Source organism: Streptomyces sp. NPDC090445 (genome assembly GCF_044769385.1).
Lineage (GTDB): Bacteria > Actinomycetota > Actinomycetes > Streptomycetales > Streptomycetaceae > Streptomyces.
Genome location: NZ_JBIVXV010000007.1, coordinates 300,020 through 319,525, shown reverse-complemented (window position 1 = coordinate 319,525; position 19,506 = coordinate 300,020). Strand labels below are relative to the sequence as shown.

15 protein-coding genes and 1 pseudogene are annotated in these 19,506 nt (G+C 72.3%); 7 read left to right on the top strand and 9 right to left on the bottom strand.

Annotated elements, in window-relative coordinates:
- The first annotated feature begins 24 nt into the window (after positions 1-24).
- The gene (locus tag ACIQUT_RS18330; protein ID WP_403563924.1) at positions 25-525 is read left to right on the top strand and encodes an AtaL-like protein; all 501 of its coding nucleotides are present in this window, start codon (positions 25-27) and stop codon (positions 523-525) included.
- A gap of 19 nt (positions 526-544) precedes the next feature.
- On the opposite strand, the gene ACIQUT_RS18325 is transcribed toward ACIQUT_RS18330, so the two are convergent.
- The 5 genes from ACIQUT_RS18325 to ACIQUT_RS18305 are packed head-to-tail and all read right to left on the bottom strand — an operon-like array spanning position 545 to position 5,458.
- Positions 545-877 carry a hypothetical protein gene (locus ACIQUT_RS18325; RefSeq protein ID WP_403563923.1) on the bottom strand — a complete coding sequence of 111 codons (333 nt, stop codon included), beginning with the start codon at positions 875-877 and terminating at the stop codon, positions 545-547.
- Entirely contained in the window at positions 874-2,757 is a 1,884-nt protein-coding gene (locus tag ACIQUT_RS18320; protein ID WP_403563922.1) for an anthranilate synthase family protein, read from the bottom strand. Before ACIQUT_RS18320 ends, ACIQUT_RS18325 begins: the two co-directional genes overlap by 4 nt.
- Positions 2,754-3,428, bottom strand: coding sequence for an isochorismatase family protein (locus ACIQUT_RS18315; RefSeq protein ID WP_403563921.1), 675 nt, complete (start codon positions 3,426-3,428; stop codon positions 2,754-2,756). The genes ACIQUT_RS18320 and ACIQUT_RS18315 overlap by 4 nt, the downstream gene beginning before the upstream one ends.
- A 58-nt stretch (positions 3,429-3,486) precedes the next feature.
- Positions 3,487-4,260, bottom strand: a complete 774-nt coding sequence (locus ACIQUT_RS18310) for a 2,3-dihydro-2,3-dihydroxybenzoate dehydrogenase (RefSeq protein WP_403563920.1) — start codon at positions 4,258-4,260, stop codon at positions 3,487-3,489.
- Positions 4,261-4,288: 28 nt separating this feature from the next.
- Positions 4,289-5,458 carry a 3-deoxy-7-phosphoheptulonate synthase gene (locus tag ACIQUT_RS18305; RefSeq protein ID WP_403563919.1) on the bottom strand — a complete coding sequence of 390 codons (1,170 nt, stop codon included), beginning with the start codon at positions 5,456-5,458 and terminating at the stop codon, positions 4,289-4,291.
- A 297-nt stretch (positions 5,459-5,755) separates the two neighbouring features.
- Between ACIQUT_RS18305 and ACIQUT_RS18300 the strand changes: the two genes are divergently transcribed.
- Entirely contained in the window at positions 5,756-6,784 is a 1,029-nt protein-coding gene (locus ACIQUT_RS18300; protein WP_403563918.1) for a transaldolase family protein, read from the top strand.
- On the opposite strand, the gene pabB is transcribed toward ACIQUT_RS18300, so the two are convergent.
- Positions 6,711-8,900, bottom strand: a complete 2,190-nt coding sequence (gene pabB, locus ACIQUT_RS18295) for an aminodeoxychorismate synthase component I (RefSeq protein WP_403563917.1) — start codon at positions 8,898-8,900, stop codon at positions 6,711-6,713. The genes ACIQUT_RS18300 and pabB overlap by 74 nt on opposite strands.
- 23 nt (positions 8,901-8,923) lie before the next feature.
- Positions 8,924-9,664, bottom strand: a complete 741-nt coding sequence (locus tag ACIQUT_RS18290) for a methyltransferase domain-containing protein (protein ID WP_403563916.1) — start codon at positions 9,662-9,664, stop codon at positions 8,924-8,926.
- A gap of 316 nt (positions 9,665-9,980) precedes the next feature.
- Between ACIQUT_RS18290 and ACIQUT_RS18285 the strand changes: the two genes are divergently transcribed.
- Entirely contained in the window at positions 9,981-11,891 is a 1,911-nt protein-coding gene (locus ACIQUT_RS18285) for a helix-turn-helix domain-containing protein (RefSeq protein WP_403563915.1), read from the top strand.
- Positions 11,892-11,928: 37 nt separating this feature from the next.
- Here ACIQUT_RS18285 and ACIQUT_RS18280 read toward each other — a convergent pair whose 3' ends face one another.
- On the bottom strand, positions 11,929-13,086 hold the full coding sequence (locus ACIQUT_RS18280; protein ID WP_403563914.1) for an IS701 family transposase: 1,158 nt from the start codon (positions 13,084-13,086) through the stop codon (positions 11,929-11,931).
- 453 nt (positions 13,087-13,539) lie between these two features.
- Here ACIQUT_RS18280 and ACIQUT_RS18275 point away from each other — a divergent pair, with 453 nt between their 5' ends.
- Together ACIQUT_RS18275 and ACIQUT_RS18270 are read left to right on the top strand one after the other, a co-directional pair.
- Positions 13,540-14,775 carry a DUF1266 domain-containing protein gene (locus tag ACIQUT_RS18275; protein ID WP_403563913.1) on the top strand — a complete coding sequence of 412 codons (1,236 nt, stop codon included), beginning with the start codon at positions 13,540-13,542 and terminating at the stop codon, positions 14,773-14,775.
- Positions 14,776-14,851: 76 nt separating this feature from the next.
- Positions 14,852-15,133: pseudogene (locus ACIQUT_RS18270) on the top strand (hypothetical protein); the annotation flags it as partial.
- 39 nt (positions 15,134-15,172) lie between these two features.
- On the opposite strand, the gene ACIQUT_RS18265 reads toward ACIQUT_RS18270, so the two are convergent.
- Positions 15,173-17,452, bottom strand: a complete 2,280-nt coding sequence (locus ACIQUT_RS18265; RefSeq protein ID WP_403563912.1) for an MMPL family transporter — start codon at positions 17,450-17,452, stop codon at positions 15,173-15,175.
- A 175-nt stretch (positions 17,453-17,627) separates the two neighbouring features.
- Here ACIQUT_RS18265 and ACIQUT_RS18260 point away from each other — a divergent pair, with 175 nt between their 5' ends.
- Together ACIQUT_RS18260 and ACIQUT_RS18255 are read left to right on the top strand one after the other, a co-directional pair.
- Positions 17,628-18,800, top strand: a complete 1,173-nt coding sequence (locus tag ACIQUT_RS18260) for a sensor histidine kinase (protein ID WP_403563911.1) — start codon at positions 17,628-17,630, stop codon at positions 18,798-18,800.
- A complete protein-coding gene (locus ACIQUT_RS18255) occupies positions 18,775-19,437 on the top strand; it encodes a response regulator (protein ID WP_403563910.1) in 663 nt (220 codons plus the stop codon). The genes ACIQUT_RS18260 and ACIQUT_RS18255 overlap by 26 nt, the downstream gene beginning before the upstream one ends.
- Positions 19,438-19,506 lie beyond the last annotated feature (69 nt).

Below are 19,506 nucleotides of genomic sequence, written 5' to 3'. Positions count from 1 at the left end.
CCCACCGGCGGAAAAGGGAGATCAATGTTGACGCTTTCATGGACACGCCCGGTTGTCGATGCAGGTCAGAAGGGGTGTCTGGCTCCCACGCGGGGGAGTCTGTGGCAGGCTCTGCTCCACAAGGCGGAGTTCCCCACGGGTTATGTTCCGGCCATTACCGAATGCCGGATCAAAGAGCGCTACGGCGATGGATTCCTTCGGGAAATCCGGCGCGGCGACCTGACATTCCTGCAGCGGGTGACGCCGCAGGAGAGCACCGGGCGCATTACCTACCGGCACTTGGACGACACCGACATCGCGGAGATACGCAATGAGATCGGCGAGGACGGCGAGGGCCGGCTCACGCTCACGCTGAGCATCACGCTCACCGACCGCCCGGCGGAGGCGGTCCTCGCACAGAACCCCTGGCTGCGGGACCTGGACACCGACTTCCACGGCACGCTCGACGCCATGACGGAGGTCCTGCACCGCGTGAGCACCCGCTCGGGCACGACGACGGCCCCCCACGCCCCCGAAGGGCCGTGAGGGACCGTACGCGTGCCGCTCAGACTGCCGGGATCAGGCCGAGGCCCGGCAGTTCGGGCATGCCGTGCGCGCCCTCGACCGTCGCCTCGACATCGAACACCGTGTACTGCACGGGGGTCCGCCCGATGAGCTCGGCGGCCCGCGGAGCCAGCGGCTGCGCCGCCGCCTCCGCGGACTCCCACAGCATGACCGCGCCCCACCGCTCGGTCGCCGGGTCCGCGATCCAGAACTTCAGCCGCAGTCCCTCGACCGCGGCGAACCGATCCGCCGCCTCGTCGCGCAGGTACGCGCGGAGCGACTCGATGCTGTGCCCGGACCCTTCCAGCTCCCACCAGGCCACGGTCGCCTTCATACGAGGGACTCGCTGAGCAGGCCGGACAGTGCCTCGCCGACGATGCGGATGCCGTCCTCGGTGAGCACCGACTCGGCGTGGAACTGCATCGACCGGAAGCCGGGCCCGCGCAGTGCGTGCACCTCGCCGGTCTCCGCCTCGCGGCACACCTCGACGGTGCCGGTGCCGGGCACGTCGACGGCGTCCGCGCCGCTCTGCGCGGCGAAGGTGTTGTAGAAGCCGACGCGTTCGCGCCGCCCGAACAGCTCGATCTCGCGCTGCACGCCCTGGTTGGGGTGTTCGCGGCGCTTGAGGGGGAAGCCGAGCTTGGTGCTGAGCACCTGGTGGCTCAGGCACACGGCGAGGAAGGGCCGCCGCTCCGCGAGGAGGGTGTCGATGGCCGCGTGCAGGTGTGCGATCTTCGGGTGGCCCGGCTCGCGCGGGTCGCCCGGCCCCGGCCCCATCACGACGAGGTCGTACGGGGCGAAGCTGTACGGCTCGTCGAAGCGGCAGACGGTGACGTCGGCCTCCATGGCCCGCAGCTGGTGCTCGATCATCGCGGTGAAGGTGTCCTCCGCATCGACGACGAGCACCTTGCGGCCGACGAGCAGCGGCACGGGCCGGGTCCGGGCGGAGTCGTCGTCCAGCCAGAAGCCGGCGATGGTGGCGTTGCGCCGGCTCAGGGCCGCCCGCACCTCGGGGTGGTCGCCGAAGCGGCGCGGCCCCGGCTGCTCGAACACGGCGAGCAGGCCGGAGGCCTTGGCCCGGGTCTCGGCCACTTCGGACAGCGGGTCGGAGTGGCGTACGAGGGTGGCGCCGACGCCGATGCTCATGCGGCCGCGGCTGTCGATGTCGGCGGTGCGGATGAGGATCGCCGAGTCCAGGGTGCGCTCGCTCTGCTCGTCCTGGCCGATCAGGGCCAGGACGCCGCTGTAGTAGCCGCGGCCCCGGGGCTCGTACTTCTTGATGACCTTGCCGGCGCTCTCCAGGGGGGAGCCGGTCACGGTCGGGGCGAAGAGGGTCTCGTGGAGGATGTCGCGGGGGTCGCGGGAGGTGCGGCCCTCGATGAAGTACTCGGTGTGGGCGAGGCGGGCCATCTCCTTGAGGTAGGGGCCCACGACGCGGCCGCCGGACTCGCAGATCCGGGCCATCATCTTCAGTTCCTCGTCGACGACCATGTACAGCTCGTCGGCCTCCTTGCGGTCGGCGAGGAAGTCCATGACGCCGGGCAGTTCCGGGCCCGAGGGTGGGAAGCGGTAGGTGCCGCTGATGGGGTTCATCACGGCGCGGCCGCCGGAAAGGCTCACGTGCCGCTCGGGGGAGGCCCCGACGAGGGTGCGGTCGCCGGTGTGGACGATGAACGTCCAGTAGGCGCCGGTCTCGCGTTCCAGCAGCCGGCGGAAGAAGCGCAGGGCCGCGCCGACCGACCAGTCGCCGATGTCGGCGACGAAGGAGCGCTTCATCACGAAGTTCGCGCCCTCGCCGGTGCCGATCTCGTCCGCGATGACGCGGCGAACCGTTTCCGCATAGGTGTCGTCGTCGATGTCGAAGTCGCCGCCCGGCACGAGCTGCACGGGCCCGTCGGGGATCCGGTCCAGCACCGCCTGGAGCGGCACCTGCGCCTGCTCGGCGATGGTCATGGCGAGCAGCGGGGTGCCGTCGTCGGGCGCGGCGAAGCCGCGCTCGGCGAGCTGCCGGTACGGGACGAGGGCCAGTACGTCCTGGCGGGCGCCGGCGCCGGCCTCGACGTCGGCGAGGGGGATGTCGGCGAGGGCGGCCGCCTCGGTGAACTCGCCCGTGAACAGGTCGAGGCTGCGGCCGGTGGTGGTCTCCGGGCGGTGGATCAGGGCGAAGGCCGGGGGCCGGTCGGCGAGGATCCGGCCCAGCAGGTCCTCGGTCATGCGGATTCCCTTCCCGCGTACGCGGCCACCCGGTCCGGGAGGGCCGTCAGCAGTTCCTTGGTGGTGGTCAGGCGCGCGCAGCGGCCGGCGGCGTACTCCAGCGCCATCCGGTGCTCCTCCCAGCTGAAGTCGGCGACGGCGTCGGCGACCAGGAAGGGCTGGATGTCGTTGGTGAACGCGTCGACGGCGGTCATCAGGACGCCGACGTGGGCGTAGACACCGCAGACGATCAGCTGGTCGCGGCCGGCGGCGCGCATCCGCTCCAGCAGGTCGGTCTTGAAGAAGGCGCTGTAGCGCCACTTGGTCAGCATCCAGTCGCCGTCGGCGGGCGCCACGGGGTCGATGACCTGGCGGTGCTCGGCGCTGGGCCGCATGCCCGGGCCCCAGAAGTCCTTCAGCAGGCCCCGCTCCTGGGGGGTCATGCCGCCGGGCTGGGCGGTGTAGGCGACCGGGATGCCGAGCTCGGCCGCGCGGGTGCGCAGCGCGCCGGCGTTGCGGGCCAGGTCCACGACGGGCTGCTCGTCCTGCGGGAACGCGGCCAGGAAGTACTTCTGCAGGTCGTGCACCAGCAGGACGGCGCGGTCGGGATCGACGTCCCAGTCGACGGCGGAGGCGGGCAGGTCGGCCGCCGCCGGCATCGGGTAGGGGGTGATCGCAGGTATGCCTGCCATTCCTTCCTTCCTCTCGTTCACGGTCTCGTTCACGGTTCGCTGGCTGGTTGCACCGGTCTCAGACACCGAGCGCCGCACCGCCGTCCACGGTGAGGTCGTGCATGGTGATGTGGGACGCCTTGTCGGAGAGGAGGAAGACGACCGCCTCGGCGACGTCCTCGGGGCGGGCCAGCTTGCCCAGCGGGATGCCGACCCGGTAGGAGTCCGGGACGCCGTCGATGGAGGCCCGCGCGCTGCTCTCGTCCTGCCACATGGAGTTGAGCATCGGGGTGTCGGTGGAGCCGGGCGCGACGAGGTTCGCGCGGATGCCGTACTTGGCGACCTCCAGGCCCAGGCACTTGGTGAACATGGTCGCGGCCGCCTTGGAGGCGGCGTACGCGGACATCTCGGTACGGGCGGTGCCCGCGGCGTTGGAGGCGATCGTGACGATCGCGCCCCGGCGGCGCGGCACCATGCGGTTGACGACGGCCCGGGAGACGAAGAAGACCCCCGTGGTGTTGACCGCGAACGTCGTGCTCCACTCCTGGTCGGTCAGCATGCGCGCCTCGCCGAGCCGCAGCACGCCGGCGGCGTTGACGAGGAAGTCGAGCGGGCCGACGAGGGCCTCGACGTCGTCGACGAGGGCCTCGACGTCCACGCTGGCGGTGACGTCCCCGGGGAACGGCTCCACGCGGGCCCCGCCGTCCTCCTCGACGGCCTTGGCCAGCTTGCGCAGGCGGTCGGCGTCCCGGTCGACCGCGGCCACGCGGACGCCCCGGGAGGCCAGCGCGCGCACGATGGCCTCGCCTATGCCGCCGGCCGCTCCGGTGACCAGAGCGATCTTTCCTTCCATGATGGAGAAACCCCCTTGGGTGTCAGCCTCAGCCGCGCCAGGCCGAGGCGACTTCGATTGCCTGGCCGGAATTGAGGCGCGGGTCGCAGAACGAGGTGTACTTCTCGCCGAGCTCGTCGACGTGGAATTCGTCGGTGACACATTCGTGCACCTGGTCGGGGGTGGTCTCCAGGTGGAGTCCGGCCGCGATTCCGCCGTTTTCCACGACGGCCCGCTGGAATTCCTCGACCTCGCGCACGACGGTTTCGATATAACGGGTCTTGACACCGCCGGGCGCGGTGACGGTGTTTCCGTGCATCGGGTCGCACATCCACAGCACCGGGTGGCCGGCCTCGCGGACCGCGCGGACCAGCGCGGGCAGCTTCTCGGCGGCCGTGCCCTGGCCCATCCGGGATATGAGGGTGAGCCGGCCCGGCTCCTGCCGCGGGTCGAGCCGGCCGCACAGCTCGACGAGGCCCTCCGGGGTCACGGTCGGGCCGACCTTGGTGGCGACCGGGTTGGCGATGGCCGAGAACAGCTCGACGTGGGCGCCGTCGAGGGCGCGGGTGCGTTCGCCCATCCACGGCCAGTGGGTGGAGGCGAGCAGCACCGAGCCGTCGTCCTGGGTGCGCAGCATCGGGCCCTCGTAGTCGAGGAGCAGGGCCTCGTGGCTGGTCCACACCGGCGCCTCGGCCGGGGACGGGCGGCCCTCGCCGTGCCAGCCGAGGGCGGTCATGGCGCCGGCGGCCGCCCGGTAGCCCGTGACCAGGCGCTGCGGGTCGGGACGGCGCAGCTCGGGGTCGGGCTCCGGGCTGTTGACCATGTGCCCGCGGTACACCGGGAGCTCCATGCCGGCCACGGTCTCGGTCGGGCTGGACCGGGGCTTGCCGAACTGCCCGGCGAGCCGGCCCACGCGGATGACGGGCTTGAGGGAGCGGGCCTTCATGACACCGGCCAGGACGTCCAGGAGCGCCGCCTTGCGGGCCACGTAGCCGGGGGTGCACTCGGCCGGGTCCTCGGCGCAGTCGCCGCTCTGGATGATCTGCAGTTCGCCCCGGGCCGCCGCGGCGAGCAGGGTCCGCAGGCGGTCGACGTCCTCACGGCGTACCAGCGCGGGGGATCCCGCGAGTTCGGCCCTGGCGTTCGCCAGGGCTTCTTCGTCCGGCCATACGGGCTGCTGGCCCGCGGGCAATCTATTCCAGCGTGCAACACCGTGCATGCGGCACCTCCCAGTGCTGTACGTACCTGCCGTGACATCGGATGCGCGAGAAGTCTGTGAAACAGGGAATCACGTGAACCACCAGACATTTCTCACTTCGTCATGTGGCGCACATTCGGTCAGGTCGAATAGATGATTCCGAAACAAACCTGACGCATCAACCGCCGACACAAAGGCGGCCGACCGTGAATCATTTAAGGTCCGCACCCTCGGCGGGGCGGTCGGCGGCGAGTACTTGACACACCATCACCGCTTTGTTTCCGGGATATGCCGGGACGTTCTAAGGTGCGAAGCGTGGTGAGTCAAGGAGCTGGAGCGCTGCTGAGGCAGCTGGTGTCGGAGGGTGTGTCCCCGTGGCTGAGCGCGCGGGATCCCGCCGAGTTCGCCACCGGGGCCCGGTATCCCACGCTGGGAGGCCACTTCCACAACGCCCTCGCCCCGGCGGGCAGTACGCCGTCCCAGGCGCGGCGTGCCTGCGATCTGCTGATGCCCGTGTTCGAGGCGAGCAAGGGCACGGTGGGCCATGTCTCCGTGCCGGTGCCGCCCCGCTGGGCGCACGACGCGGAGGCGCTGGCCGCGGCGGCCCGCGCCCTGCACGGTGCGGTGGAGCGGCCCAACGCGCTGATGCGCATGCCGATGACCCCGGCGGGGGTCGAGGCGCTGGCCGGCTGCCTCGCCGACGGGGTCGGGGTGCACGCGGCGCTGGTCTTCTCGGCCGAGCGGTACGCCGAGGTCCTCGACGCGTACGTGGCCGGGCTGGAGCGGTCCCTGGCGTCGGGCCGGCCGCTGGACGGCGCCCCGATGGTGGCCTCGTTCCCGGTGGGCCTGTTCGACCGGGAGGTCGCGGCCCGGCTGGACCGGCTGGGGGTGCCCGCGGACGACGAGGTGCGCGGCGCCGCGGGCGTGGCGGTGGCCCGGCGGATGTACCGGCTGCGCGAGGAGCGGTTGTCCGGGGACTGGTGGCGGGTGCTGCGGGCCAACGGCGCGCTGCAGCCGCGGCTGCTGTGGGGCGCCGGTGCGGACGGCGGCGTGGGCGCCCTCGTGGGCTGGAACACGGCGCTCGCGCTGTCCGTGGAGACGCTGGAGACCGCCGCCCGGGAACCGGCGCTGACCGGCGACACCCTGCTGAACGCCGACGCCGAGGCGGCGTGCGCGCTGCGCGCGCTGGAGCGGCTGGGGGTGCACGCCGGTGAGGTGGCGGCCGTGCTGGAGGTGGCGGAGCTCACGCGCCTCCGGCACGGCCGCCGGGCGGTCAGGACGGGATCCGTGCCGGCCTCCGATCCGGGAACCGGGTTCGCGTCAGCGCCAGCAGCGGAGCAGCCTTGACGGCGGTCTCCTCGTACTCGGCGTCCGGGTCGGACAGGGCGACCACGGCCCCGCCGACCCCGTAGGCGACGCGGTCGGCGGTGATGGTGGCGGTGCGGATCACGATGCTCAGGTCCGCGGCGCCGGAGAGCGAGAAGTAGCCGATCGCGCCGGAGTAGACCCCGCGCGGGCCCGCTTCGAGCCGGTCGATGATCTGCATGGTGCGGATCTTCGGGGCGCCGGTCATCGACCCGCCGGGGAAGGCGGCGCGGACGCAGTCCACGGCCGTCAGCTCCGGGCGCAGCCGGGCCCGTACGGTGCTCACGAGCTGGTGGACGGTGGCGTAGCTCTCGATCCGGAACAGCTCCTCGGCCTCGACGGTGCCGGGGACCGCGCAGCGGCCGAGGTCGTTGCGGACCAGGTCGACGATCATGAGGTTCTCGGAGCGGTCCTTCTCGTCGCCCCGCAGGTCCTCGGCGAGGGCCGCGTCCTCCTCGGCGGTGGCGCCGCGCGGCCGGGTGCCCTTGATCGGCGAGGACTCGACCACGCCGTCCGGGGAGACGCGCAGGAACCGCTCGGGCGAGGTGCTGAGCACGTTCAGCCCGCCGAACTGCAGGAGCGCGCCGAACGGCGCCGGGCTGGTGCGGCGCAGGGTGCGGTACGCCGCCCAGGGGTCGAGGGCGGTGTCGGCCTCGGCCATGTTGGTGAGGCAGACCTCGTACGTCTCCCCGGCGGCGATCTCCTCCAGGCAGGTGTCGATCAGGTCCAGGTAGGCGCGGCGGTCGTGGCGCAGCCGGATCTCGCCGCCGCCCTCCTGCGGGCGCGGGGCCGGCAGCTTGAACCCGGCGAGGCCGGCGAGGCGTTCGGCGGTGCCGGCCAGCCAGGCGTCGGCCGCGGCGGCGGACGCCTCCGCGCCGTCCTCGACGAGGGCGAGCAGCCAGGTGGTCCGCTCGGTGTGGTCGAAGACCAGGGCGCGGTCGGCGAAGACCATCGTGGCGTCGGCGGCGGGCGAGCGGTGCACGAGGTCGCCGCCGCACTCGGCCTTGAGCTCGTAGCCGAGGTAGCCGACCCAGCCGAGGGTGAAGTCGAAGGGGAGGGCACGGTGTTCGGGCAGCTCGGGGAACACGGTGTGCAGGGAGCGCAGGTCCCGGTCGATCCACTCCAGGAAGGGGGCGGCGACGAGCTCGCTGCGGCCGTCCGTCGAGTCGACGGTGACGACCTTGCTCCACACGTCGGCCGAGGCGACCCGGGCGAGCGGGCCGGTGGCGTCGCCCATGACCGAGAAGCGGCCGCGGTCGTCCCCGGGCAGGCTGCTGTCCAGCCAGTAGGCGTGGTCGTTGCCGCGGAAGAGCCGGTCGTAGACGGTCTCGGCGTCCCAGCGGGTGGGCAGCGTGCGGGCGACGAGCCGGAGCCGGCGCACCGGCGCCTCGGCGGCGGGCTCCGCGGCGGGCGTGGCGGGCGCGGCGGGCGCGGGCTGCGCGGCGGTTTCGGGGTGTGCGGCGGGCGTGCGGCGGCGGGCCGCGGGGTGCCCGGAGCGCTGCCCGGAGTGCTGCCCGGCCTGGTGGGCGCGGGTCAGGTCGGCGAAGTTTGCAAACAGCTGGATTCCGTACTGACTGCAAATCGACTCGGGGTGGAACTGCACCCCCCACTGCGGCCGGGTGCGGTGCCGCAGGCCCATCAGGACGCCGTCCGGGGTCCACGCGGTGGCCTCGAGGGCGGCGGGCAGGTCCGTCACGGTGAGCGAGTGGTAGCGGACCGCCTCCAGCGGCGAGGGCAGTCCGGCGAACAGGCCGGTTCCGTCGTGCAGGACCGGCGAGGTGCGGCCGTGGCGGGGCTCGGGGGCCCGGTCGACCGTGGCGCCGTGGACGTGGCCGATTCCCTGGTGGCCGAGGCAGATGCCGAACAAGGGCAGGTCAGAGCGCTCGATGAGCTCCGCGCAGAGGCCGAAGTCGGCCGACCGGCGCGGGGTTCCGGGGCCGGGTGAGACGACGACGTTGTCGAACGCCGAGAGTTGTGCGATCTTCCAGTTCGGGTCGTCATTTCGGACGACCTCCGGCTCCCGCCCATTCACCTCGGCCAGATAGTGGAAGAGGTTATACGTAAACGAGTCGTAATTGTCGACAAGTAGCGTACGCACGACGAAATATCCCCCCGTTCAAATCAAGCCGAGACTGGCCTGATTTCGATCAGCATGTGCTCGACCATGTCTTCTCCGTACTCCCCCTCGCGCACCCGCCGGCTGGCCACCGTCTCCAGCTCGCGCCCGCAGGCGTCGGCGATCCGGTACAGCGCCTCCGTGTCGCCGCGGTCGCTGAAGTGGAGCAGGACCCGGCCCCCGGGCTCGGTCCAGTGCACGGACTGCTCCAGGAACCGGCGGTGCGCCTGGTATCCGGTGTCCACGTACGCCCGCTCGTGTACCGATTTGTACTCGTAACTCGCGGGCCCCATCACGTAGTTGGAGCTCCAGAAGACCGTGTCGAAACGTTCCTGCTCGCGCAGGCCCGAGAACAGGTCGCTGTGGAAGGCCTGCAGGCGGCCCGTCACCCCGTGCCGCTCCGCGTTGACAGCCGCGTTCTCCACGGCCGAGGGGCTGATATCCGCCGCGACGACCCGGTCGTATCCGGCCAGGGCGGCGGTCACGGCGATCACGCCCGTGCCGCAGCCGATCTCCAGGAACGAGCCCGAACGGGCCGCCGCGTCACCGACGTTGAGGCCGAGGAGCTCCAGGGCCACCGTCGTCGAGGGGGAGTACACCGGTGCGAAGACCTCGTCGAACAGGTCCCACTCGCGACCCGCCAGGGTGAACACCCGCGGACGGTCCGACCTGGTCAGGGACAGCCTGCTGCGCAGCAGCGACCGCTCGTAGCTCTGGAGCTGAGACAGCTGGGTCAGCTGGGTCATGCGAACTCCTCAAGGAAGCACCGTGGCTGAGGGCGCCCCGTGGTGGTGACGCCACCGGGACGCTCGGTGATCAGCCTGCCCTTGAGTGGACCCCGACCAGAAGGTGCCCAGATGACAGCGTCCCTCTCGGGGCGTGGTGATCGGGCCACCCTCGGGGCGTCTGACCTGGAGCGAATCTCGAGCGATTCTTGACCGGTTCTTGCCCCAAGAGATACTTTCTGGCGGGCCATGTGGGATTGCTTGCACCCAAGTTCGTGAAAACTGAACGGCTTTAATGGGGGTCGGGGGGAAAATCGTGGTCGACCACGCTTACGAAATGCTGGAACTGCTGAACAGAGAGGCGCCCGCAGCCGCCTTCGACGAGGTGGTCCGCAAAGCGCGCGAGTCAGGCCTGTCCGGAGAAGAACTCGTCCAGCTCACCAGGGCCCGGGACCAGAGCCTCGGCATCCGCGCCCTCTTCGTACGACGCCAGCAGCGCGAGGCGGGACTTGCCGCCCTCGTCGACACCGCCCGCGACCTCACCCTTCCCTACGACCTCGACGAACTGCTGAAGGTCATCACCCGCCGGGCCCGGCTCCTGCTCGGCCTCGACATGGCCTGGGTGAGCTTCGACGACCTGGAGGAGGGCTGTTCGCGGGTGCGCTCGGCCGACGGCCACGCCTCCGCCCTGACCATCGGCTTCGCCATCCCCCTCACCGGCGGCGGCGTCGGCCGGCGCGCCGCCGAGGGCTCGGCCCCGTTCTGGTCGGCCGACTACATGAACGACGCGAGCTTCCACCACAGCCCGATCATCGACGAGGTGGTGCAGGCGGAGGGGCTGCACGCCGTCATGGCCGTCCCGCTGAGGCACGCCGGCGCCAGCCTCGGCGCCCTCTACGTCGCCGACCGCAACGTCCGGCACTTCACCCCGGACGAGGTCTCGCTGATGAGTTCGCTCGCCGACCTCGCAACCGTTGCAATCGAGAAGGCGCGCCTGCTGGAGCAGACCCGGTACGAGGTCGAGGAGCTGGAGCAGGACACCTCGCGCGCCCTGGACTCCTCCACCACCGCCCGCCAGCTGCGGGAGACCCACGGCCGCCTCCTCGACCTCGTCCTCCAGGGCGTGGGCCTCGGCAGCCTCGCCGCCGAGGCCGTCAAGGGACTCGACGGCACCCTCGTCGTCCGCGACGCCGCCGGCCGGACCCTGGCCTGCCCCGCCGGCGAACCCCCCGACCTGGACGAGGCGGAGATCCGCACCGTCCTGCTCGACGCGCACACCGACCGCCAGCCCCGCAGCACCTCGGGCGGCATATGGGTCGCCTCGATCGCCGCCGGCGACGCGATGCTGGGCACCCTCATCCTCACCACCCGGGAGCCGGCCTCCTACCTCCAGGTCCAGCTCCTCGCCCTCACCGCCCAGGTGACGGCCGTGGTCCTGCTGATGGAGCAGGGCATGGCCGCCGCCGAGGGCCACATGCGGGACGAGTTCTTCCAGGACCTGCTGCGCGGCACCTCCCTGTCCCCGGTGCAGACCGCCGAGCAGAGCCGCCGCCTCGCCCTCAACCTCGACGAACCCCACGTCCTCGTCATCGCCCGGCCCGAGGGCGGGGTCCAGGGCCGCGTCGCCGCCTGGGCCGCCTCGTACGCCAACCGCCACCACGGCCTCAAGAGCGTCGACGGCGACGGCGTGGTGCTGCTGCTCCCCGGCACCGGGGCCGGCGCCATCGCCCGCGCGGCGGCCAGGGAGCTCACCGAGGTACTCGGCCGGCCCGTCACCGCCGGCTCGGCCGGACCGGTCGACAACCCGTCGGACGTCGCCCGCATGCACCAGGAGGCCCGCCGCTGCCTGGACGCGGTGACCGCGCTCAACGGTGCCGGGAGCACCGCCTCCCCCGAGGAGCTGGGGTTCCTCGGCGTCCTCCTCTCCGAGAAGCCGAACATCGACCGGTTCATCAGCGACACCATCGGCCCGGTCCTCGACTACGACGACCAGCAGTACACCGAGCTGATCCGCACCATGGAGGCGTACTTCGCCTCCGCCAACAGCCCCTCCCGGGCCGCCGAGTCCCTGCACGTCCACCCCAACACGGTCTCCCGCAGGCTGGAGCGGATCACCGAGATCCTCGGCGAGGACTGGCAGAAGCCCGCCCAGGCCCTCCAGGTGCAGCTCGCCCTCCAGCTCCAGCGGACCCGCCAGGCCCTCCGTCCGGGCCGCCGCACCGCACCGCCCCGCCACGCGATCGGCTGAGCCGGGCGGGCCGATCCGGCGCCGCAGGGGCGGAGAGCTACCGCTCGCCGCCCCTGCGCTCCGTGAGCATCCGCACCGCGTGCGCGGCCGACGCCAGTGTGGTGTGCCGGTGCCAGCCGCCGAAGGACCTCCCGCCGAAGTCGGTCATCCCCACCTTCTGCGAGACGGTCGCGAAGTCGTGCTCCACGTTCCGGGACCGCTTCGCCAGCCGCAGCAGCGCCCCGGGAGGCGCCTGGATCATGTCGCTGACCCAGCACCGCTCGGGCCAGCCGCGCGGGTCGGTCCACTCGCCGAACAGCAGCACCGGAGACGGTGCCTGCGGCAGCTCCACCCGCACCCCGACGACCAGCGAGGTGCGCGGCCGCAGGGTCACCGGGTCCGGCCAGGTCACCGGCCGGCGCAGCGTACGGGCCATCAGCAGCAGCTGGTGCGCGGCCAGTTCGCGGTTCCCGCTGCTCGGCAGCACCGGGTCGGCGCACCGCACCCGCATCGAGCCGCGGGCCGTGGCCACGAAGTGCAGGCCGGCCGGGCCGAAGCGCCGGGCCACCGCCGCCGGATCGACGTCGGGCAGGTCGAACACCACCGGCCGGTGCGGCTGCCCCACCCAGTCCCGCAGCTCCTCCACGGCCCCGGCGGCGCATTCCAGCGGGCTCGTGTCCAGCTCCGACCGGTGCACGTTCGGGGACAGCGGTCCGACGCTGTCGCGCCACTTCTCGGTGAGCGCCAGCCGCCAGTTGACGGGGAAGCCCTGCTCCTCCGCGACGGACCACACCCCGAACGCCACCTGGCTGTTGACCATCTGCCCGCGCTCCGGGACGAAGCGGCGGGCGACGCCCACCGACTCGGTCCCGGCCTTGGAGATGACCACCGGCTGGACCACCCAGGCGCGGGGCCGCAGGGCGCGTTCGAGGTACCGGGCGAGGGCGGCCCGTACGGGGCCCCAGTCCCAGGTGGAGGACACGACGAAGTGGTGGAGGCTCTGCTCGGCCGCCCGGTCGCCGACATGGGCCGCGATGTTCCGTATCGACTTGCGGCCCTCGGCCTTGAGCAGCCCGCGCAGGTACACCTCGCCCTTGCGGCGCTGGTCGCTGCGCGGCAGCGAGGCGAACAGCTCGGCGCAGAGCTCGTCGACGACCAGGTCCGGTACGAACCGGCTGCTCAGCGTCTCCAGTCGTTCGAGACTTGGTGCGCTCATGATGCATCCATCCCTTCCCCCGGCTTCCTCCTCATCGCTTCAACCCTGGGGCTGGGGGAGTTGCCGGAACAGGTGGAGCCGTCACACACATTCGCCCGCACGTGCAGGGCGGACCATCACGCCGAGCGGACCGGACCGGCCGCGTGGCCACCGGGTGGCGTGCCCCCGGTGCCCTTGGCCAGGGGAGAGGCGGACCGCATGCTCCAGGAAGGGGGCTGGGGGCGCGGTGGACCACCGGCCCGACCGCCCCACCAGGCCTGATGCGCCACGGGATGGTGACCCCACCACCACCGCCGCGTCCGCGCACGGTGGCGGGACCACCACCCGCACCGTCGCGCACAGCCCAAGCGGAAGGCCCCTCTCCTGCGTAGGCCCACACCCGCACGCGGTCCGCCGACCGGGCGGTACGGGCCGGTCCGCGGGCGGTGGAGGCCCCCGTTAGGGTTCTCCCACATGGGCACCTGGAACGCGCCGAGCATCATCGAACGACAGCTGTACGAGGCCAAGACCGCCAACGACTGGCCCGCCTACTTCGACGCCCTCGCCCGCGCCGAGCTGTTCGTCCCGCAGTCCCGCGCCCGGCTGGACCAGCAGCCGAACGCCGTGTACCTCCAGCCCGTCCGCTTCCCGCAGGCCGGGGCCGCCCCCTGCTACGTCGCCTACACGGCCGGCATGCTCCCCGCCCCCGCCGGCGACCAGGTGTTCTCGCGCCACAGCCTCAGCTGGTTCGCGCACCGCATCGACCCCGGCGACCCCCCGTACCTGGCGATCAACCCGGGCAGCCCGTGCGAGGCGTTCCTCCCGTCCTCGCCCGCCGACCGCGAGGTGTGGAAGTTCCACTGGAACCGGTCCACCGAGTACGGCCTGAAGCAGAACACCGTCCACGCCCTGCACGTCGGCGGCCCGCTGCACGGGGCCGCCGCCTTCGGGCTCGCCTGCGGCGCCCACCTCTCCGTGCACAACGGCCTGTTCTGGAACGCCCTCGGCTACCACGGCGAGGGCTACCTCAAGGAGCGCGAGAAGCTCCGGGACTGGTGGGGGGTCACCACCCGCGAGCAGTGGCTCGCCACCACCGAGCGGCTGCTGGCCGCCGACATGGTCAGCTCGGTGTGGGAATTCACGCTGCGGATCCGCGTCGCACTCGCGAAGGAGTTCGCCGGCCCCGTCGACATCGAGCACTGGCGCCACGCCACCGAGGCCACCCTCCGCGCCAACGCCGAACGCGCCGCCGAACCCCGCATCACCCCCGACGGCGTCACCACCGCCCGGCCGCGCTCGGCCGCGGAGATCGAGGGCGAGATCGCGGGCGTCCAGCGGGTCATCGGCCGGATCGCCCGCTACGAGCAGCGCTTCCGCGCCGACGGGATCCTCGGCGAGGGCAAGTACGTCCGCTCCGTCGAGGCCTGGGACTACGGACGCGCCTCCCAGATGGCCCGCTGGGGCCTCGGCGCCCGCTTCGGCACGGTCGAGGAGACCGAGGACGCCGTCGTCCGCGCCGGCCGCGTGTGCCGGCTCGCCTACCGCTCCTGGGAGGACCTCTCGGCGGGCTTCATCCTGGGGCGCTGCCTCCAGTTCGACGAGGAGGAGTACGGGCACTGGTACACGGACATGGCCGCCGTCCACCAGGCCCTCACCACCGACCCCGGCAGCCCCTGGCTGAACCTCCCCTGGAACCAGACCGACCGCTAGTGCGCGCATCGAGTCGTGACCAAAGGTTCAAGACGGGCGGGCAGTGGCGGGAGATGCCGACGGAGACGGCCAGGTCAAAGGGGGCGGCCTCGAAGAGCAAAACGGGCAGGAGACCGAAAGTGATCCCGCGCTGGAAGAACGACGACGCATCCGGCGCCGGCGGAAACTCCGGCTGAAGGCCGCCCTCCTCGGACGTTCCAGAGGCGGGCGGACCGGCAAGGTCCACCTCGCCGCCGACCGCAAGTGCCGCCCGCCGGCGTTCATCCTGGCCACAGACCAGGCAGCGGACGGCCCGCGGTTCATCCCCGTCCTGAAGAAGGTACGGGTACGCGGGCCCGTCGGCCGACCCCGCATCCGGCGCTGAGGTGCCGGACGCCAAGGGCGGGCAGGAGTTGAGTCAACGGTCAGCCAGCCGTGGACGCGGGGCCTCACCCGTGGATTCCGCGTCGGTGTCGTCGGTGCCGACCGGGCCGCGGGGAAGCATCCGGTCCAGCCACTTCGGCAGCCACCAGTTGGTCCGGCCGAGGAGTGTCATGGTCGCCGGTACCAGCACCATGCGTACGACCGTGGCGTCGATGAAGATCGCGGCGGCCAGGCCGAGCCCGAACATTTTGGCGGAGGGGTCGTCGGCGACGGCGAAGGACAGGAAGACCGCCACCATGATGAGGGCGGCCGAGGTGATGATCCGGGCGGTGCGCGAGATGCCCTCGACGATCGCCGTGCCGTTGTCGCCGGTGCGCAGGTACTCCTCGCGTACGTGGGACAGGAGGAACACCTCGTAGTCCATCGACAGGCCGAACAGGATGGCGAACAGGAACATCGGGATGAACGACACGATCGGAACCGTCGCTTCCAGCCCGATGAGTGCGCCTCCCCAGCCCCACTGGAAGACCGCGACCATGATGCCGTAGGCCGCGCCGATGCTCAGCAGATTCAGCAGTACCGCCTTGAGCGGTACGAGTATCGAGCGGAAGACCAGCATCAGCAGCAGGAACGACATCGCCAGCACGGCGGCGACGAACACCGGCAGGCGTTGGCTGGTGCGTTGGCCCACATCGGACAGGCTCGCGGCGGCGCCGCCGACGTGGGCCCTGGCCGGGCCGTGCCCGATCGCCGTGGGCAGCACGTCGGTGCGCAGCCGGGCGATGGTGTCGGCCGTGGCCTTGTCCTGAGGGCTGGTGGTCGGGAACACCACGAGGGTCGCGATGCCGGTGGCCCGATCGATGTGCGTCGGCGCGACGGATGCGATGCCCGGATCCGCCGCGACCGCCCCGACGAGTCGGTCCAGCACTCCCGGATCACCGGTGGGGTCCGCGGCGATGACGAGGGGACCGTTGGTGCCCGGGCCGAACCCCTCGGCGACGAGGTCGTAGGCGCGGCGCTCGGTACGGCTGTGGGGCAGTGAGCCGTCGTCGGGCAGGCCGACGCGCAGGCCGAGCACGGGCAGCGTCGCGGTCAGCAGCAGCCCCGCCGCGCCGATCGCGTACGGCACCGGGTGCCGGCTGACGTGCCCGATCCAGCGACGCCACCCGGCGGCGTGGGCGGCGCCTGCCGCCGGGTCCCGCCGCCGTGCGAGCCGGCCCGGCTTCCTGGTCTGCAGAGCCCGGCCGATCCGGCCGATCCGGCCGGCCCGGGCCAGGCGCGGGCCCGCCGCGCCGAGGAAGGCCGGCAGCAGCGTCACCGACGCGAGCACCATCGTCAGGACGACGATCGAGACGGCAACCCCGCCCACCGTCATGAACGGCACGTTCGCGACCGCCAGGCCGAGGATCGACACGACGACGATGCCGCCGGCGAAGACCACCGGCCGCCCCGCCGTGGCCACCGCTCGTCCGGCCGCCGCCTGCGGATCGAGCCCGCACGCGAGGTACTCCCGGTGCCTGGCGAGCACGAACAGCGCGTAGTCGATGCCCACTCCGAGCCCGACCATGCTGCCCAGGACCGGTGCGAAGGCGGGGACGTCCGTCACCCCCGCCAGTACCGTCATCGTGGCGACCCCGACGGTCAGCCCGAAGACCGCCATGCCGATCGGCAGCGCGGCGGCGACGAGCGAACCGAACGCCAGGAACAGGATCGCGGCCGCGGCGAGGAGGCCGATCAGCTCGCTCACGCCGCCGTCGGGGTCGGAGAAGGCGTAGAAGAGGCTCCCGCCCATCTCGATGCGCAGCGGCAGCTCGGCGCGCAGCCGGTCGCCGAGTTCGACGAGGGCGTCGAGGTCCTCGGCCGACAGCCGGCTCTGGTCGGGGTACTGCACCCGGACGACCGCGATCCGCCCGTCGGCCGAAACGAGGCCGCCGCGCACGGCGGTGTCCCCGCCCGCGTCGAGCGCCCCCGCCGGGTCGCTCGTGCCGAGCACGTGCGGCAGACGCTTCACCTCGGCCCGCAGCCGCGTGAGAGCGGTGCGCGCGCCGTCGTCGTCGAAGAACGTCGCACCGCCGTCGAGGGGGGTGACGACCACTTGGGCGGTCATCCCCTCCTGGCCGGTGCCTGCCCGCTCGATCAGTTCCGCGGCCCGCTGGGAGTCCAGTCCCGGAGCGGTCATCGAGTCCGCGGTCCGCCCCCCGAAGGCGACGGCGGCGAGGACGGCGAGCGTGGCGATGACCAGCCATGCCGCGATCACCCGCCAGGGATGGCGGGCGGCGCTTGCGCCCAGGCGCAACAGGGCTTTCGAGAGCATCGGGTCCTCCAACCACGTCGTCGGCCGTCGTCGTACGGCCGCCGATGCCGAGGTTCGCCGCCACGGCGCTCCGCGGCATCGGCCCGCGGGCCGCGGATCCGTCGGCCCCGGGGCGGAGTGACGTCCCGTCCTTTCGGCCGATGCGCGCCGCGCCGCGGTCCCTAGGCTGAGAACCGTGCTCCGAGACGACCTGAGAACCCTGTGGACCGAACCCCGGCCGCCCGGCGCGCCCGCCCGGGTGCGGCGGGACTGGGCGCTGCTCGCCGCGGGCCTTGCCGGCGTGGCGCTGGAGGCCGTCCTGCGCGAGGACGTCGTGTGGCGGCCGGTGGCGGTGGTGTCCGCCGTATGGCTGTGCCTGCTGACCCTGTGGCGCCGGACCCGCCCGCTGGCGATGGTGACGCTGGCGTTCGGCTCGGTGGTCCTGCTTCCGGTGGCCTCGCTCGTCGCCGCGCCGCGCGAGCCCGTCGGCCTGTACACCGGCGCGGTCGTGCTCGTGCTGGTGTACGCGCTGCCCCGGTGGGGATCGGGACGCGAGATCGTGCTGGGCGGCGCGGTGATCCTCGCGGTCGGCGCGCTGTGTTCCGTCATGGACGAGACCCCGGTCGGCGAGAACGTCGTGGGCTTCGCCTTCCTGCTGCTGCCCGGCGTGGTCGGGGCTGCCGTGCGGTTCCGGGTGACCGCGCGTGAGCGGCAGTTGGACCAGGTGCGCTCCCGCGAGCGCGAGCAGCTCGCCCGGGAACTGCACGACACGGTGGCCCACCACGTGTCGGCCATGGTGATCATCGCCCAGGCGGGCCGGGTGCTCGCGGGCACCGACCCGTCCGCCGCCGTCGAGGCGCTGGAGGAGGTCGAGGAGGAAGGGGCGCGCACGCTGGAGGAAATGCGCGCCATGGTCGCCACGCTGCGCGACCGCGGGGTCGGCGCCGAGCTGGCGCCCCCTGCCGGAGTCGCGGATCTGGAGCGCCTGGTGCGCACCCCGGGTGGTCGCCTCAGGGTCGATCTGGGGCTCGACGGCGAACTGGACGCGCTGCCCCCGGCCGTGGACGCGGCCGTCTACCGGATCGTGCAGGAGTCGGTGACCAACGCGCTGCGCCATGCGGTCGACGCGACCGAGCTCGTCGTCCGGGTCGCCGCGGAACGGCACGCGGTACGGGTGAGCGTGCGCGACGACGGCCGGCGCACCGGCCGGGGTCGCGACGGATACGGACTTACCGGACTGCGCGAGCGCGCGACGCTGCTCGGCGGCACACTACGAGCCGGCCCGGGTACCGACCGGGGCTGGCATGTCGAAGCCGAACTGCCGAGAGCGAGGAGCGAGAGCCGTGTCCATTCGCGTCCTCGTCGCTGACGACCAGACGATCATCCGCACCGGGTTGCGGATCATGCTGAACGCCCAGCCCGGCATCGAGGTGGTCGGCGAGGCCGCCGACGGGCGGGAAGCGGTACGTCTGGCCCGCGAACTACGCCCCGACGTCTGCCTGTTCGACATCCGCATGCCCGTACTCGACGGGCTCGAGGCCACCCGGCTGGTCGCCGGCCCGGGCGTCGCCGACCCGCTGGCCGTGGTCGTCATCACCACGTTCGACCTCGACGAGTACGTCTACGGCGCGCTGCGTGCCGGCGCCCGCGGATTCCTCCTCAAGGACACGGGACCGGACCTTCTGGCGCAGGCCGTACGGTCGGCGTCCGACGGTGAGGCGCTCATCGCGCCCAGCGTCACCGTCCGTCTGCTCCAGGCATTCGCGGACCTGCCCGCCGGCCGGCCCGTGGCCCAGCCGGTCTCCCCCGTCACCGCCCGCGAGGAGCAGATACTCCTCGCCGTCGCCCGCGGGCTGACCAACACCGAGATCGCCGATGCACTGCACATCAGCCTCAGCACGGTGAAGACGCATCTGGCCAGCCTGATGGCCAAACTCGGCGCCCGCAACCGGGTCGAGATCGCGATGTGGGCCTACGAAACGCGCCGTATCCTCCCCGGAACCTGAGCCGGGTGCCGGGCCGTGTCCCACGAGTCCCCGCCCGGACATCAGTGCACAAAGTCCTCACCAGGACCA

What these genes read in the sequence shown, in the direction of transcription:
- ACIQUT_RS18320 (WP_403563922.1), bottom strand. Translation starts at nt 2,757, where the DNA reads ATGACCGAGGACCTGCTGGGCCGGATCCTCGCCGACCGGCCCCCGGCC.
- ACIQUT_RS18275 (WP_403563913.1), top strand. Translation starts at nt 13,540, where the DNA reads ATGGGCACCTGGAACGCGCCGAGCATCATCGAACGACAGCTGTACGAG.
- ACIQUT_RS18330 (WP_403563924.1), top strand. Translation starts at nt 25, where the DNA reads ATGTTGACGCTTTCATGGACACGCCCGGTTGTCGATGCAGGTCAGAAG.
- ACIQUT_RS18265 (WP_403563912.1), bottom strand. Translation starts at nt 17,452, where the DNA reads ATGCTCTCGAAAGCCCTGTTGCGCCTGGGCGCAAGCGCCGCCCGCCAT.
- ACIQUT_RS18315 (WP_403563921.1), bottom strand. Translation starts at nt 3,428, where the DNA reads ATGGCAGGCATACCTGCGATCACCCCCTACCCGATGCCGGCGGCGGCC.
- ACIQUT_RS18305 (WP_403563919.1), bottom strand. Translation starts at nt 5,458, where the DNA reads ATGCACGGTGTTGCACGCTGGAATAGATTGCCCGCGGGCCAGCAGCCC.
- ACIQUT_RS18280 (WP_403563914.1), bottom strand. Translation starts at nt 13,086, where the DNA reads ATGAGCGCACCAAGTCTCGAACGACTGGAGACGCTGAGCAGCCGGTTC.
- ACIQUT_RS18310 (WP_403563920.1), bottom strand. Translation starts at nt 4,260, where the DNA reads ATGGAAGGAAAGATCGCTCTGGTCACCGGAGCGGCCGGCGGCATAGGC.
- ACIQUT_RS18325 (WP_403563923.1), bottom strand. Translation starts at nt 877, where the DNA reads ATGAAGGCGACCGTGGCCTGGTGGGAGCTGGAAGGGTCCGGGCACAGC.
- ACIQUT_RS18285 (WP_403563915.1), top strand. Translation starts at nt 9,981, where the DNA reads ATGCTGGAACTGCTGAACAGAGAGGCGCCCGCAGCCGCCTTCGACGAG.
- ACIQUT_RS18290 (WP_403563916.1), bottom strand. Translation starts at nt 9,664, where the DNA reads ATGACCCAGCTGACCCAGCTGTCTCAGCTCCAGAGCTACGAGCGGTCG.